This window comes from Paenibacillus sp. 01T424, from assembly GCF_056398745.1.
On record NZ_JBFTPZ010000027.1, the window covers coordinates 40,176 to 56,037 of the forward strand.

Consider the following 15,862-nt stretch of genomic DNA (forward strand, 5'->3'; position numbering starts at 1 on the left):
CCTCTGGTAAAAGATTATACCATAGGTGGGCAAATGTTCCTATGAGACATTTGCACGAACATTTGTTTGTTCCTTATTTATAATTCACAATCGTGCCCGGCATTAAATTTGGATTGAGATAGTCGTCGAGGCTGCAATCTAATAATCGAATAATTTTCCCCATTCCCGGTGCGATGGGAGTCACCTGCATCTTTACACCATTTGACCATACCTCTTGCGATTGCTCCATTTCGTCATTAAAGCCCTCCAGCACAACCTCAAGAGGCATATTCGTATAAAGTGTCATTGGATATTCACCTCAATTCTGCCGAGCTTGGAAGCCTCAATTCTTCGGTTTAATTCCTTTAACGCCTCACCCAAGCCGCCAACGGCATCAATCAGACCATGCTTGACTGCATCAGACCCAATAACCGTAGTTCCTATATCCCGTGTAAGCTCCCCCGTCTTGAACATGAGCTCTTTAAATGTATGTTCCGTCACGTTCGAGTGCGAAGTTACAAATCGTACGACGCGCTCCTGCATTTTATCCAAATATTCAAAGGTTTGTGGTACACCGATTACTAAACCGTTTAGACGAATTGGATGTATCGTCATTGTTGCTGTTTCTGCAATAAACGACATATCGCCAGCAACGGCAATCGGAACGCCTATAGAGTGTCCTCCGCCAAGCACGAGCGTTACTGTTGGCTTGCTGAGTGATGAAATCATCTCAGCTATTGCGAGTCCTGCCTCGACATCGCCGCCTACAGTATTCAGAACGATAAACACACCTTCAATTTTATGATTTTGTTCAGCTGCTACGAGTTGTGGAATAAGATGCTCATATTTAGTCGTTTTATTTTGCGGAGGCAAAACGAGATGTCCCTCCACTTGCCCAATGATGGTCATACAAAAGATATTGGATTCCGTCAATGCAGGAGCCGCTGTCTGACCAAGCTGCTGAATCGTTTCGACAACAGCATTCGCCTTTTTTTTATCGTCTGGAATAGGTTGTTCAGGCTGCTCTGAAGTAAACTGCATGTTTGTGTGACCATTCATTTAAATATCCCCCTCTTATGTTGATGCTCGTCATAGTATGAGGTCTGGTCAAAAATTTATACAAAATACAGTCTAGATCTCTTGATTTGACAAACCAAGCAGAAAAGTCTTCTGTTCTTATATAAAAAAAGAATCGCTTGTGTCCGCCGCGGCAATTGCGGAAAGGACAAGCGATTCTATTCATTAATTATTTATATGTTAAACTTCCATAATGATTGGCAAAATCATTGGACGACGACGAGTCTGCTCGTACAAGAAACGACCAAGCGCATCCTTCACATTCGTTTTGAGCGATGCCCACTCATTTACTTTATCATTCATCAAACGTGTAAGCGTCGATGTCACGATGCGATTGGCTTCATCAAGAAGACCTTCGGATTCACGAACATAAACGAAACCGCGAGAAATAATATCTGGACCAGACAAGATCGCGCCATCTTGTTTGCTTAATGTAACAACAACGACCAAAATGCCATCTTGCGACAATAGCTTGCGATCACGCAATACAATGTTACCAACATCGCCTACGCCCAATCCATCAATCAATACGTTTCCTGCTTGTACTTTCGAGCCTTTGCGGCCGCTGCCGTTCTGGAACTCAACTGTATCACCGTTATCAATAACGAAGATGTTCTCGCGCTCAATTCCGATTGCTTCTCCAAGCTTCGCATGCTGACGAAGCATACGATATTCACCGTGGATAGGAATGAAGTATTTTGGCTTAATCAAGTTAAGCATAAGCTTAAGTTCTTCTTGGCTGCCGTGACCAGATACGTGAACGCCTGAAACGGAACCATTTCCGTAAATAACATTTGCACCAAGGCGGAATAATTCATCAACAGTACGACCAACATATCTTTCGTTGCCCGGAATTGGTGTTGCCGCAATAATAACGGTGTCGCCTGGTAAAATATCAACTTTGCGATGTGTCGAACGTGCCATGCGAGTAAGCGCCGACATCGGCTCGCCTTGACTGCCTGTACACAAAATAACAACACGATCAGCAGCTAATTTGTTTACTTCTTCCGGCTCAATAATCATTCCCTCTGGAATATTCAAGTAGCCAAGATCAGAAGCGATACCTACAACGTTAACCATACTGCGGCCAACAACCGCAATCTTACGTTTTGTTGCAATAGCAGCATTTATAATTTGTTGAATCCGGTGTACGTTGGAAGCAAAAGTTGCTACGACAACGCGTTGTGACGATTTGCGGAAAATATCCTCTAGATTGTCGCCAACTTGTGCTTCAGATGGCGTATATCCTGGACGTTCAGCATTTGTACTGTCTGACAATAGCGCCAAAACGCCGCGCTTGCCAATCTCAGCAATACGCTGCAAGTCAGCAAATTGCTCATTCACTGGCGTATGGTCAAATTTAAAGTCACCTGTATGAACGACAGTACCTTCCGGTGTATCCAAGCTGACACCAACGGAATCTGGAATACTGTGGTTCGTTCTGAAGAAGGATGCACGAATCGTGCCTAATTGAATTTCGCTATCTGCATTGATGAGAATACGTTTCGTTTCTCCGAGCAAGCCGGCTTCCTTCAATTTTCCTTCGATAAGTCCGAGTGTTAGTTTTGTTGCATATAATGGCACATTTAAGCTTTTTAGTACATAAGGCAAACCGCCAATATGATCCTCGTGACCATGTGTAATAATAATTCCGCGAACTTTGTCGCGATTTTCCGTTAGGTAAGAGATGTCAGGGATAACAATATCGATTCCGAGCATGTCCTCTTCAGGGAACTTAAGTCCTGAGTCAACTACAACGATATCATTGTTATATTGGATGACGTACATGTTTTTCCCGATCTCGCCAACTCCGCCTAGTGCAAAAATGAGCAATTTATCCTGGTTGTTCTTCTTAGACAAGTGTTTTCCTCCTTAAAATTTTGCGAAGCGAAATTCGCTTCGTAATCATTGGGTTAATTTTCGAAGCAAAATAGCTTTGTAAGCATTTTCTTAAATATTTCGAAGCGAACGGCTCCGTAAGCATCTAATTATTATTGCGAAGCTATAATGGCCTCGTAAGTATTGTCGTAATATGGAAAAGCAATATTTATTTTGTACGGATCCACAGGTAATTAATGCCGAACATTGTTTACCTATGCGTTGTTATCGTCAGATGCCGCTCTGACGTTAATTTCATTTCCAAATATTTGCCGCACCCAGTCACTTGAAATCATTATACATGAAGAAAAAGCTGGAATACAAGTGAAACACGATATTGCTATTATGCAATATGCTTCCCAAAAAAATAAAACCGATGCTGGATGCACCGGCTGCAATCAACGATTACGTGTATTTACACCAGTAAATTGCGTAAGAATGCGGCCTCAGCCTCGGTCACAGTAACAAGCGGAAGTCTAACTCCTCCAACTGGCAAACCTTTTAAGCCAAGTGCAAATTTCACGGCCACAGGATTAGGTACAGGATGAGGACAATAGAATAAACCTCTGAAAATTGGATGTAAAATACCATTTATTCGAGCAGCTTCCTGAACGTTCCCGTTCACATAGGCTTCGATTAATTGTTTCATTTGCGCGCCAACGACATGTCCCGCAACGCTAACGATTCCGTAAGCTCCAATAGCTAAAGCAGGAAGTGTAGCACTGTCGTCCCCGCTGTATACTTTAAATCCTGCAGGAGCACCACTAATAATTTGAGTTAATTGATCTGTTGAAGCACAATCTTTTGTCGCCACAACATTGTCGATTTGTGCTAAGCGAAGCGTCGTTTCGACAGAGATATTGACTCCCGTACGACCTTCCACATTATACAAAAGAATAGGCAATTTTGTTGCTTCAGCAATAGCCTTAAAGTGCTGATAAAGTCCTTCTTGACTAGGACGGTTATAATATGGAGCAACAAGCAAAATGCCATCAACGCCAGCTGCTTCTGCATCTTTTGTCAGATGGATGGAATGGGCTGTGTTGTTGCTGCCCGTACCAGCAATGATTTTGCAACGACCATTCGCATGCTTAACAGCAAATCGGAACAGTTCCAGTTTTTCTTCATCGGAGAGCGTCGGTGATTCGCCAGTCGTGCCTGAAACGACAAGACTATCGCTTTGCTGCTCCTCAATCAAATAATCAATTAATTTTGCTGTCGTTTCCCAATCAATATGACCGTCCGCATCAAATGGGGTTACCATTGCGGTAATTAGTCTTCCAAATTCCATCTGAATTCCTCCCAAAAAAGTTGCTCTATCGATGAAGCTCGAACTTCGCGTGCAGAGAACGAAGTGCCTCTACCATATCCGCTTCACGAACGAGCACCCATATCGTTGTATTAGAATCAGCCGATTGCATGATTGAAATGCCCTGCTCCGTCAGCGCTTCCACGATACGCGCCATAACGCCTGGCTCTCCATTCATACCACCGCCGATGACGGATACTTTAGCACAGCCTTTAATAGCTGAAGGTGCAAAGCCGCATTCCTTCAGTACATCAACTGCACGTTTAGCATCATGATCAAATACGGTATAAACTGCACCGCTTGGCGTTACATTAATAAAATCAACACTAATATGATGTTTAGCCATAGATTGAAACACTTGCAGCTGCACGTCATTTCGGCCTTCAATAGCCTTTACTGATATTTGAGTAATCCCTGCTGCATGGGCAATTCCTGTAACATGACGATCCTTAACCGCCAGCTCAGCCTTAAGCTCAGCAGAATCAGTTACTAATGTGCCTGTTTCACTTGAGAAGGTAGAACGAACACGGAGCGGTATACGAGCCTGCTGAGCAATCTCAACGGCACGAGGATGGATAACCTTAGCTCCTTGCCTTGCCATGTTGCATATTTCAGCATAGCTTACGACAGGAAGCGGTTTCGCCTCCTCGACTAATCTAGGGTCCGCCGTTAAAATCCCGTTAACATCCGTATAAATATCGACCATTTCAGCGCGCAGCGCAGCACCTAATGCTGTAGCTGAAGTATCGCTTCCGCCGCGGCCAAGTGTTGTCGTATCTCCTAATGCAGTGCTTCCTTGAAAACCTGTTACGATTACAACGGTTCCTTCACGTAAATGATGAAGCACCTTATCTGGCCGAATCTCTTTGATTCGGGCTTGCCCATACTGCTCGTCAGTAATCATGCCCGCCTGTCCTCCGGTTAGGACAACGGAAGGAATGCCGCTCGCAATGAGCAAGCTGCATAAAGCGGCTGCAGAAATAATTTCTCCGCAGCCTAGCAGCATATCTCGCTCACGCGCTGGCAGCCTGTCGCCATTATCACGTATAACCTGAAGCAAGGTATCCGTTGCGTAAGGATCGCCCTTACGCCCCATAGCAGATACGACTACGACTACAGCAAGGCCACTGCTGCGTTCTCTGGTAATATGACTAATTACGTGTTCTCTGGCATGATCGGTAGAAAGAGAGGTGCCCCCGAATTTTTGAATCAGGATGCGCATATTATAATCCTCCATGATCGATCCAGGGAAGAAGCAAGCTTTATTACCTTTTACTTAATACATTAACCTCTTGCGATATGTTCAGCGATTTGAACAGCATTCCATGCTGCTCCTTTGAGCAGGTTATCGGAGACGATCCACATATTAAGTCCGCGATCCGAACCAAGATCACGTCTCAAGCGACCAACAAATACATCCGGCTTACCGGCAGCATCAGTCGCAAGCGGGTATTGCTGATTAGCAGGATCATCAACGAGCGTAACGCCCGGTGCATCTGCAAGCAGCTGCTTAACCTCTTCCAAATCGTAGTCGTTTTTGAGCTCAACATATAGAGATTCCGAGTGACCGTAAACGACAGGAATTCGCACGCATGTAGCTGTAACCTGGATAGACTCGTCACCCATAATTTTTTTCGTTTCGCGAACCATTTTCATTTCCTCAAGCGTATAACCATTCTCTTGAAACTTATCAATTTGCGGAATCGCATTAAATGCAATTTGATGCTTAACCGGCAATGCGCCTACTGGAAGAATAGCTGGGTTTACCTCTTCACCCTGAAGTGAAGCTGTAGTTTGACGAAGCATCTCATCAATGGCAAGATTTCCAGCACCAGAAACCGCTTGATAGGTGGAAACGATAATACGCGAAATGCCAAAACGGTCTTGTAGCGGTTTAAGAGCTACTACCATTTGAATGGTCGAGCAGTTCGGATTAGCGATTATGCCCTTATGCTCGCTAACCTTCTCAATATTTACCTCAGGAACGACAAGCGGTGTGTTTTCGTCCATGCGGTATGCATTGGTGTTATCAATACATACTGCACCATGTTTAACCGCATGTGGAGCCAATGTTTTAGTAACATCGCCTCCTGCACTAAACAAAGCGATGTCGATACCTTCGAAGCTCTCCGGCTTTGCTTCTTCAACCGTAAGCTCCTGATCTTTAAATGTAATTTTTGTGCCGGCTGAGCGAGCAGACGATAACAGCTTAAGCTTTCGGATCGGGAAGTTTCTGGAAGCAAGTAATTTCAGTATTTGTTCTCCTACTGCGCCTGTTGCACCAACAACTGCAACGTTAAACAATTTCTGATACGACATCTGTTGTCGTCTCCCCTCTATCCGTGTGTCATGAATGACGTTCGACAAGCAGAGGCTGCAGCTGTTTGCCAGAGAGGGCAGCTTCGCATGCTTCCAAGACCAAATCCATTCTGGCAACAAGCGAATTAGGCTTCTGCACCGGGTTATCTTGGCCGAACGGTACAAAATAAATATGTTTAGCCACTAATAGCTTCGCTATGTTAGCGGCATTTAAACCAAGTCCATCATTTGTCGAAATAGCAAGAACCAGCGGACGGCCGTTGCGCATTTGGGCTTTAGCAGCCATAAGTACTGCGCTGTCCGTTATCGCATTTGCAAGTCGGCTTGTCGTATTTCCTGTGCAAGGTGCTATGACAAGAACGTCCAGCAGCTTAGAAGGCCCAAGTGGCTCCGCCTGCACAATGGTCGAAATAAGTTCATTTCCGGTAATCGCTTTTAACTGTGTTTGCCAATCCTCGGACTTTCCAAATCTAGTGTCCGTTGTCATAAGTGTATTCGAAACGATCGGCACCACATTGGCCCCCGCATCGACGAACCGCTTAATTTCAGGCATAACTTCAGCAAACGTACAATGTGAGCCTGACAATGCATAACCCACCGTAATCCCAGACCAATTCATATCCCATTCCCCCGCTTAATCGTATCGTCCAAAATCAACTGAGATAAGCAATCCGCTATGATACGTCCAGCTGTTTTCGGTGCGACGATACCGGGTAGTCCGGGTGCGAGCATCGCTTTAATGCCACGCTTCTCAGCGAAGCGGAAATCTGTCCCGCCAGGCTTCGATGCGAGGTCAATAATGACGGCTCGCGAAGGTAAATTTGCGATAATTTGTGCTGTGACTATCATAGTCGGAATTGTATTAAAAAGCAAGTCAATATTGCTCACATGATGCAATAAACCACTGATGTAGAAAGGCTCAAAACCCATCTCTGCCGCTCTTGCGAACTGCTCTGAACGCCGTACACCGACCTTCACTTTGGACCCCAAACCTTGAAGCGTTCGTGCCATTGTAAAGCCTGTTCTACCGAAACCAAGCACCATAGAAGAAGACCCATGAATCGTAATATCCGTATTCTGAATGGCCATCATTAAGGCGCCTTCCGCTGTCGGAATTGAATTGTATATGGCAACATCATCACGGTCAAACAGCTCAACGAGCGACAGTGAATGCTGCTCGCATAGCTGACGCAAATAAGGCTTCGCCATTCCTGTATATACTGTGCAATGTTTTGGCAGCTTTGCAAAATGGCTGTCTGCCAGCTGCATTTGTCGGTCACTAAAAACACTCTGGATGATCCCTTGATCATCAGTGCCTACGGCAGGCAACAACAACGCATCGACGGATTCAAAAAGCTGTTCCTCGAACTCCGCCTGTACCGCTCCGTCGAGTGACGAATGCAAGCCGTCAAAACCCGAAACTGTGACAGCAGCATCAAGCTCAGTCAGCTTTCGAATTACCTCCAGCTGCCTTGCATCACCACCAAGCAGCAGCACTTGAACGCCTGTTAGCATTAAGCTTCACTCCTTTCTTGCTAATAGCTCTAGATCATCTTATGCTTGCGCCCAGAGCGGGGTGAAAAAGAAAAAAAGATCGGGCATATGCCCGATCTTCTTAATACTCATTTATGAATTCAAATCGCTTAAACGCCAGTATGTCCAAACCCGCCGGCACCTCGTACGGTGTCAGGCAGCTCATCAGCTTCTATAATCGTAACTGCCGGCACGAGTTGGAATACCATTTGAGCTATTCTTTCCCCGCGCGTAATTGTAAACGGCTGATCGCCTAAATTAACGAGCAGCACTTTCACTTCTCCTCGGTAGTCCGCATCAATCGTTCCTGGTGAATTCAAGCAAGTAATGCCATGCTTATACGCAAGGCCGCTGCGCGGTCTAATTTGCGCCTCCAGCTCCCCGGGCATTGCCATTGCAAAGCCGGTAGGAATAAGCTTACGCTCGCCTGGCTGCAATACAACAGGCTCTCCTACAGAAGCTTGCAGATCAAAGCCAGCTGCCCATTCGGACATTTTTTTCGGTATGGCTATATCTTCATTTCCTTCTAATCGTTTAAACTGAACTTGATACAAATTGATCCCTCCTGAGCTCTGCTGCTGCTTTATCATTCGTTCCGACCATTGCAACGGAGAAAGGAGCAGCTAACATACGCTTCGTAACATCAACTACATCTGACATCTGCACCGAATCGATACGCTTCAACAGCTCATCAAGCGTGTAATGATGACCGAGCATCAACTCGTTTTTGCCCAATCGATTCATTCTGCTGCTCGTGCTCTCTAAGCTCAAAATCAAGCTGCCCTTCAATTGCTCCTTGCCGCGGTGCAGTTCATCCTCGCCTAATCCTTTTACGGACAGCTCGTTCATCTGCTCCATCGTTAAATCAAGTACTTCCTTCGTTTGCTTAGGCGCCGTTCCAGCATATAAAGTAAACAAGCCAGTATCCGCATAGGAAGTGTGATAGGAATAGACAGAATACGCGAGTCCGCGCTTCTCTCTTATTTCTTGGAACAGCCTCGAGCTCATTCCGCCCCCTATAGCATTGTTAAGAAGAATCATGGCATACAAATTTGAATCGGTAATCGAGCACCCCGGGAAAGAAACACATAGATGGTTTTGCTCTGTTTTCTTTTTGTAAAACAAATAATCGCCATGAAATGCCGGAGGCGTAATGATGGATGAGGCTGGCTTGCTATTCTTAAAGCTTCCAAAATATTGTTCCATTAACGCAAGCAAGCTCTGCTCTTCAACATTGCCCGCAACACTGATTACTACATTCTCAAGTGTATACGTATCATTCATATATCCGCGAAGCGTATCGGAGGTCATGGCAGTCAAACGATCCTCAAGCCCCAGTATCGAATAAGCAAGCGGGTGTTCACCGAATGCTGCACGAGAAGCTTCGTCATGCACCTTATCATCCGGAGTATCCTCATACATAGAGATTTCCTCTAGAATAACATTTTTTTCTTTCGCCAATTCTTCCGGATCGAACTGGGAATTAAAAAACATATCCGAGAGAGCGTCTACGGCAAGCGGCAAATGCTCATCAAGCACCTTGGCAAAATAACACGTATATTCCTTCGAGGTAAACGCATTGACATTTCCGCCTATACCGTCGAATAAATCCGCTATGTCCTTTGAAGTACGGCTTTCTGTGCCTTTGAACAGCATGTGTTCAATGAAATGGGAGATGCCGTTATTTTCAGGTGTCTCATTGCGTGAGCCCGTTTTGACCCATATGCCAAACGATACTGATCTTACTGTCGGTATGTATTCAACGACAACACGCAATCCATTGCTAAGTGTGTATTTGTTCATCAGTAGTCCTCCTCATGTTTTGTGCAGCAAAATGATCATAATTATACGTCTCATCATTTTGCCTTACAAAACTGACATCATATACATGTGACTCTAAACATGAATGTTTTTACTATAGCAGAATCAGTCCGCTCCCTCAACTTCATCGGGAATCCGCTTGGAGGAAAGCGTCTCACTAACCGTTCCTATCGCGTAGCCTTTTGATTTAGCTGTAGCAATTATGCCAGGCAGCGCATCTCGTGTTGTGGCTGTAGGATGCATTAATATTAGCGCTCCAGGCTCTAATTTCGCTGCAATTTTGCGCACAACGGCATCTGCCGGCGGTTTCTGCCAATCAACCGTATCAATGGTCCACAGCACCGTTTTTAACCCCTGCTCCTCGGCGATCTGGACAGTAGCTTGATTAAAAGAGCCCGAAGGCGGAGCAAACCATTTGTTGTTTACGTTCAAGCTCGATTTTAATAAAGCTTCGGTTTTGGCTATTTGATTGTATTGCGCTTCCCTGCTAATCGCACTCATATCAGGATGAGTATACGCATGATTAGACATTTCATGTCCTTCAGCTTGTATTTGCTTAGCAACATCAGCGTTTTTACTTAGCCAACTGCCATCAAGGAAAAAGGTAGCTTTCACCTTTTCACGTTTAAGTGTTTTTAAAATGGAATCTATGTACTCATTGCCCCAAGCAACATTGATCATAAGCGATATCATCTTTTTGTTGGGATTGCCGCGAAAGATCGGATGTGGACCAAGATCATTAAGGCTAATTTCGGGTTCAACCTCTTTATATACATAAGGAATGGTTTGAGAAGGCGGAGCGAGCAATGCAGCTTCGAGTGTTTTATCCACATCGACTTCCAAGCCGTTATACCCTGGAATAGCTCTCCAAACACGATCAATCCGCGCGTCTACTGGTGCAATATTCAGCTTATCTGCTTCTTCTGAAATCATGTTCAGCAGCCTCTGCTTCTCCGATTGCGTATAAGAATATTGTGCATAAACCATTTTATTATCATATTTTAAAGAAGAGAGAAATTTTGATATGTCGTCGTTCATACTGACGAATACAAGCACTAGAAGCATGCTTGCCACAATTGCAGCTGATTTTCTAAGCATCATTATTCCCACTCCCATATAAGTCCTCGCACGCTTCCTAAGCTTGACCTTATTTCGGCATGTTAATTCATATGTATGAAAAGTAGGACGAGAATATGCAGCGGATGGGCTAGATGGTGACCCGATGTCGCTTAAAAAAACAAAAAGAGCCAGATCAAATCTGTCTCTTTTCTTCTTATTAATATGACCGCCAAGCCTTAAAAGCTTATTGCGGCGATGCTTCTGGCGTCATCAAAATTTTGGCAGACAAGTTAATACGGCCTTGTCCGTCAATTTCGGTTACTTTAACTTTGATTTGGTCGCCAATGTTAACGACATCCTCTGTTCTTGCAACACGTTCATTTGACAATTGAGAAATATGGACAAGTCCATCTTTGTTCGGCAGAATTTCAACAAAAGCACCGAACTTCTCAACGCGCTTAACCGTACCCATATAAATTTCACCAACAACCACTTCTTTAACAATACCTTCGATAATCGATTTAGCTTTTTGGTTCATCTCTTCGTTTGAAGAAGCGATAAATACCATTCCGTCTTGCTCGATATCGATTTTCACGCCAGTTTCTTCAATGATTTTGTTGATGATTTTTCCGCCTGCGCCAATAACATCACGGATTTTGTCCGGATTAATGCGAAGCGTCAAAATTTTCGGTGCATACTTCGATAAGTTTGGACGAGTAGTCGGCAAGCTTTCGAGCATTTTACCTAGGATGAAAATACGGCCTTGGCGAGCTTGTTCAAGCGATTGCTCCAAAATAGCGCGGTTGATGCCGGCAATCTTGATATCCATTTGAATAGCTGTAACGCCTTCAGCTGTACCTGCAACTTTAAAGTCCATATCGCCGAGATGATCTTCCATCCCTTGAATATCAGAAAGAATTGCAAAGTGATCGCCATCTTTAATGAGACCCATAGCAATACCAGCTACTGGCGCTTTGATTGGTACCCCTGCATCCATCATAGCAAGTGTGCTTGCGCAAATGCTTGCTTGTGAAGAAGAACCGTTAGATTCCAAAACTTCCGAAACAAGACGAATCGTGTAAGGGAATTCAGCTTCAGATGGAATAACTTTGGAAAGTGCACGTTCTCCGAGAGCACCATGCCCGATTTCACGACGGCCTGGCGGACGAAGCGGACGAGCTTCACCAACGCTGAACGGCGGGAAGTTATAGTGATGCATGAAACGTTTTGTTTCTTCTGGTGAAATACCATCCAAAATTTGAACGTCGCCCATTGCGCCAAGTGTACAAATACTTAGTGCTTGTGTTTGTCCACGAGTAAACAGCCCTGTTCCATGTGTGCGAGGCAAAATTGCCACATCACAATCGATTGGACGAATTTCATCAAGCGAACGGCCATCTGGACGAACTTTATCATGAGAAATAAGACGACGTACTTCTTCCTTCACGATGTCATAAAGAACTTCTTTAACATCAGAGAGAAGTTCTGGCGTATCGATATATTGCTCTTCAAAGTGAGCAACTGCTGCGCTGTTAACAGCGTCAATTGCTTCTTGACGAGCATGCTTTTCTTCAACCTTAATCGCTTCAACCAAACCAGCAGAAGCATAAGCGCGAACATCAGCATTCACTTGCTCATTTACAGTATGTAGCTTAACTTCCATTTTCGGTTTGCCGGCTACAGCTTGCAGCTCTTCTATTTTTGCTACGATCTTTTTAATTTCGTCATGACCAAACATAATCGCTTCAAGCATTACTGCTTCAGAAACTTCGTTTGCTTCTGCTTCCACCATCATGATCGCATCTTTCGTTCCTGCGACAACTACAAAAATATCCGTTTCTACGCTTTGCTCTACCGTCGGATTAATAATGAATTCGCCATTAACACGTCCAACGTTTACTCCGCCAATTGGACCGTCAAAAGGAACGTCAGAAATGGATAGTGCAGCAGAAGTACCGATCATAGCCGCAATTTCTGGCGAACAATCCTGATCCACGCTCATTACAATGTTCATGACTTGAACGTCATTCCGGAAACCTTCTGGGAATAACGGACGAATAGGCCTGTCCGTAAGTCGGCTGGACAAAATCGCCTTCTCGCTTGGACGGCCTTCACGTTTAATGAATCCACCTGGAATTTTACCAACAGCATACAAACGTTCTTCATAGTTAACAGTCAATGGGAAGAAATCCAGATCCTTCGGACCTGCTGACGCTGTTACCGTACACAATACGACAGTATCACCATACTGAACAGTGACTGCTGCATTCGCCTGCTTCGCAAGGCGGCCAGTTTCAATGGATAGCGGTCTTCCGCCTACCATCATCTCAATTCGTTGTACCATTTTATCCCTCCTAATAGTTATTCGATTAGTCTATTTCACTGCTAATGGGCAGTTTATTCCGAGTGTTTCCCTATTACAAAAAGCAACCCGAATCCGCTCATCCGTTATTCCCGGACGGCTGGACAACCAGGTTGCTTTTCTTTACGCATGTTTTAGCGGCGTAGGCCGAGTTTTTCGATCAATGCGCTGTAACGTCTAACATCATTGTTTTTAAGGTATGCAAGCAGCTTACGGCGCTGACCTACCATCTTGAGCAAACCACGACGGGAATGATGATCTTTCTTGTGCTCCCGCAAATGTTGAGTCAAGTTAACGATGTTTTCAGTCAGGATAGCCACTTGAACTTCCGGGGAACCCGTGTCAGTTGCATGTGTCTTATGCGTCTCAATCAGTTCGTTTTTACGTACTTGTGTAATTGCCATCCTAATTCACCTCCTTCTTGATAATCGCCATTAGCCTCGAAGCCGTCGGTGAGATCGGACATCCAAGCTAAGGTTAAGTTTGTCCGTATGTCACACAAAATGTATGACTACTTACAACGTTGTATAGTATAACACATAAGGTGGACGAATGTCGAGGATCATAAATAAAGAATGCCCAACATTCGTTTACACACGAATGGATGATACGATCAGTTAGTTGTAACCATGGATCGCCTTCGCTTGCTCAGAATCAGATCCAATCTGCTCAACAAGCTCGGCAATGGAATTGAATTTTTTCTCCGAACGGATAAACGATAGCAATTGCAAACGCATATGCTCACCGTATATATCGCTGTTGAAGTCAAACAAATGAGCTTCCATTACAGGTTTCAGCTCATCTTTATTAAAGGTTGGTTTTAAGCCATAGTTTAAAACACCAGGGTATGCGGTATCACCAACCCAAGCCATTACCGCATAAACGCCAAGTCTTGGCGCGATATATGGGGCATTAAATTGCAGGTTTGCTGTTGGGAACCCGATCGTACGACCTCTTTTGTCCCCATGAACAACGATCCCTTCAACTTCATATGGCCTGCCAAGCAATCGTTCTGCCAGTTCAAGATCACCTTGCTCAAGTGCTTCACGGATATAAGTACTGCTTACTTTTACCCCGTTCTCGATCAAAGGCTCAATGATATGAACAGAAATATCAGGCTCTGCCAGCTGCTTCAAAGTCTCTGCATTACCTGAGCCTTTGTGGCCGAAGTTGAAATCAAAGCCTACAACGACCTGCTTAGCACGGAGTGTGCGCAGAACCTCATTGACGAAGCGCTCAGGTGATACTGAAGCAAACTCAAGATCAAACTTCATTATGAATACAAGATCTACGCCAAGCTCTGCAAATAACGCTGTCTTCGCATCAAAAGGCGTAAGGCAACGATAATATTGCTCACCTTGTCCGAGAACTTCCTTCGGATGAGGATCAAATGTCAAAACCGCTGATAGCATCTCGGATTCCTTCGCCGCATTTACAGCTTGGCGAATCACGTTCTGATGTCCACGATGAACCCCGTCAAAATGACCGATTGCTATGGAAAGCGGTTTGTCCAGCGACAACGTGGACAAACCGTTTAAAGGAAAACTTAATGGAATAATTTCCAACGCTGAAGCACCTGCATTTCCTATTAACTTTCTACAACGATAAGCTAAGCTGAAAACACTTTGATTGGCTTGAAAACATTTGTATTCAAATCAATCTGAAAAATACCTAGAAACGAGCTTTGATCATTATAAAGACGTATAAGTTGTCCATCTAAAGTCAATGCTTCATGTTCCACTGAATGGCTGAGACTAACTTTCTGTCCTTGCAGTGCAAGTTTCCCAAACGATTCTGGAATCGTCACACGATCCAAATGTGTAATGGCTTCATCGGCGGAAATGATATGTCCGCTTAATTCACCGGATTGCTGCAATTGCTCGATTTGCTCAAGCGTCAAGCAGCTTTCCTTTGTAATGCCGCCTGACATCGTTCGCGTCAAATGGGCCATTGTAGCAGGAACACCTAGTGCTTTGCCGATGTCCACACATAACGTGCGAATGTATGTACCTTTTGAACAAACGACAGAAAACGAAATCTGAGGCTGATCAAGATCGAGCTGAGTGTCAATGAGATCTATTTGATGAATCGTTACTTTTCTCGATTTCCGCTCAACGGTCTTTCCTTCTCTAGCTAACTCGTACAATCGCTTGCCATCAACTTTGACAGCGGAAAACATGGGAGGTACTTGATCAATCTCGCCTAAAAACTGCGACAGTGCAAGGCGAACATCCTCTTCTGTAACCGATATTGGCGATTGCCGCGCAATAACTGTACCCGTTATGTCCTCTGTATCTGTTGCAATTCCAAGCTGCAATACGGCTTCATATGACTTAGGCCGCTCTTGCACATATTCGACTACTCTCGTTGCACGCCCAAGACATAGCGGCAATACACCCGTAACCATAGGATCAAGCGTTCCTGTATGACCAATTCGCTTCATCTTTAGCACTCGGCGTACTTTTGCAACCACATCATGAGAAGTCCAGCCTTCAGGCTTCCAAACTGCCAAAATGCCGTCCATC

15 protein-coding genes are annotated in these 15,862 nt (G+C 44.6%); all 15 read right to left on the reverse strand.

The window, feature by feature from the left end:
- Positions 1–73 precede the first annotated feature (73 nt).
- The 15 genes from AC1DPK_RS19800 to truB all read right to left on the reverse strand — a co-directional run bounded on the left by AC1DPK_RS19800 (position 74) and on the right by truB (position 15,861).
- Positions 74–286 carry a YlzJ-like family protein gene (locus AC1DPK_RS19800; protein WP_076269198.1) on the reverse strand — a complete coding sequence of 71 codons (213 nt, stop codon included), beginning with the start codon at positions 284–286 and terminating at the stop codon, positions 74–76.
- Positions 283–1,020: a ClpP family protease gene (locus tag AC1DPK_RS19805; RefSeq protein WP_430055122.1), complete on the reverse strand. Its 738-nt coding sequence runs from the start codon at positions 1,018–1,020 to the stop codon at positions 283–285. The genes AC1DPK_RS19800 and AC1DPK_RS19805 overlap by 4 nt, the downstream gene beginning before the upstream one ends.
- A gap of 216 nt (positions 1,021–1,236) precedes the next feature.
- Positions 1,237–2,916, reverse strand: coding sequence for a ribonuclease J (locus AC1DPK_RS19810; protein ID WP_053375776.1), 1,680 nt, complete (start codon positions 2,914–2,916; stop codon positions 1,237–1,239).
- Between the two features lie 433 nt (positions 2,917–3,349).
- Entirely contained in the window at positions 3,350–4,225 is an 876-nt protein-coding gene (gene dapA, locus AC1DPK_RS19815; RefSeq protein WP_076269197.1) for a 4-hydroxy-tetrahydrodipicolinate synthase, read from the reverse strand.
- A gap of 25 nt (positions 4,226–4,250) precedes the next feature.
- Positions 4,251–5,465 carry an aspartate kinase gene (gene dapG / locus AC1DPK_RS19820; RefSeq protein ID WP_339208970.1) on the reverse strand — a complete coding sequence of 405 codons (1,215 nt, stop codon included), beginning with the start codon at positions 5,463–5,465 and terminating at the stop codon, positions 4,251–4,253.
- A gap of 62 nt (positions 5,466–5,527) precedes the next feature.
- The gene (asd, locus tag AC1DPK_RS19825; protein WP_441881232.1) at positions 5,528–6,562 is read right to left on the reverse strand and encodes an aspartate-semialdehyde dehydrogenase; all 1,035 of its coding nucleotides are present in this window, start codon (positions 6,560–6,562) and stop codon (positions 5,528–5,530) included.
- Between the two features lie 28 nt (positions 6,563–6,590).
- The gene (locus AC1DPK_RS19830; protein WP_076269194.1) at positions 6,591–7,181 is read right to left on the reverse strand and encodes a dipicolinate synthase subunit B; all 591 of its coding nucleotides are present in this window, start codon (positions 7,179–7,181) and stop codon (positions 6,591–6,593) included.
- Positions 7,178–8,077, reverse strand: coding sequence for a dipicolinate synthase subunit DpsA (dpsA, locus tag AC1DPK_RS19835; RefSeq protein WP_441881236.1), 900 nt, complete (start codon positions 8,075–8,077; stop codon positions 7,178–7,180). Before dpsA ends, AC1DPK_RS19830 begins: the two co-directional genes overlap by 4 nt.
- Positions 8,078–8,205: 128 nt before the next feature.
- Positions 8,206–8,649 carry a dUTP diphosphatase gene (gene dut / locus AC1DPK_RS19840; RefSeq protein ID WP_339208965.1) on the reverse strand — a complete coding sequence of 148 codons (444 nt, stop codon included), beginning with the start codon at positions 8,647–8,649 and terminating at the stop codon, positions 8,206–8,208.
- On the reverse strand, positions 8,630–9,898 hold the full coding sequence (locus AC1DPK_RS19845; RefSeq protein WP_076269191.1) for a M16 family metallopeptidase: 1,269 nt from the start codon (positions 9,896–9,898) through the stop codon (positions 8,630–8,632). The genes dut and AC1DPK_RS19845 overlap by 20 nt, the downstream gene beginning before the upstream one ends.
- Before the next feature lie 123 nt (positions 9,899–10,021).
- Positions 10,022–11,017 carry a polysaccharide deacetylase family protein gene (locus AC1DPK_RS19850; protein WP_441881239.1) on the reverse strand — a complete coding sequence of 332 codons (996 nt, stop codon included), beginning with the start codon at positions 11,015–11,017 and terminating at the stop codon, positions 10,022–10,024.
- A 202-nt stretch (positions 11,018–11,219) separates the two neighbouring features.
- Entirely contained in the window at positions 11,220–13,319 is a 2,100-nt protein-coding gene (gene pnp / locus AC1DPK_RS19855; RefSeq protein ID WP_477511409.1) for a polyribonucleotide nucleotidyltransferase, read from the reverse strand.
- A gap of 152 nt (positions 13,320–13,471) precedes the next feature.
- Positions 13,472–13,741: a 30S ribosomal protein S15 gene (gene rpsO / locus AC1DPK_RS19860; protein ID WP_053375765.1), complete on the reverse strand. Its 270-nt coding sequence runs from the start codon at positions 13,739–13,741 to the stop codon at positions 13,472–13,474.
- A 213-nt stretch (positions 13,742–13,954) separates the two neighbouring features.
- Positions 13,955–14,902, reverse strand: coding sequence for a bifunctional riboflavin kinase/FAD synthetase (locus AC1DPK_RS19865; RefSeq protein WP_441881242.1), 948 nt, complete (start codon positions 14,900–14,902; stop codon positions 13,955–13,957).
- Positions 14,903–14,946: 44 nt separating this feature from the next.
- Positions 14,947–15,861: a tRNA pseudouridine(55) synthase TruB gene (gene truB / locus AC1DPK_RS19870; RefSeq protein ID WP_441881244.1), complete on the reverse strand. Its 915-nt coding sequence runs from the start codon at positions 15,859–15,861 to the stop codon at positions 14,947–14,949.
- Between the last annotated feature and the right edge of the window lies 1 nt (position 15,862).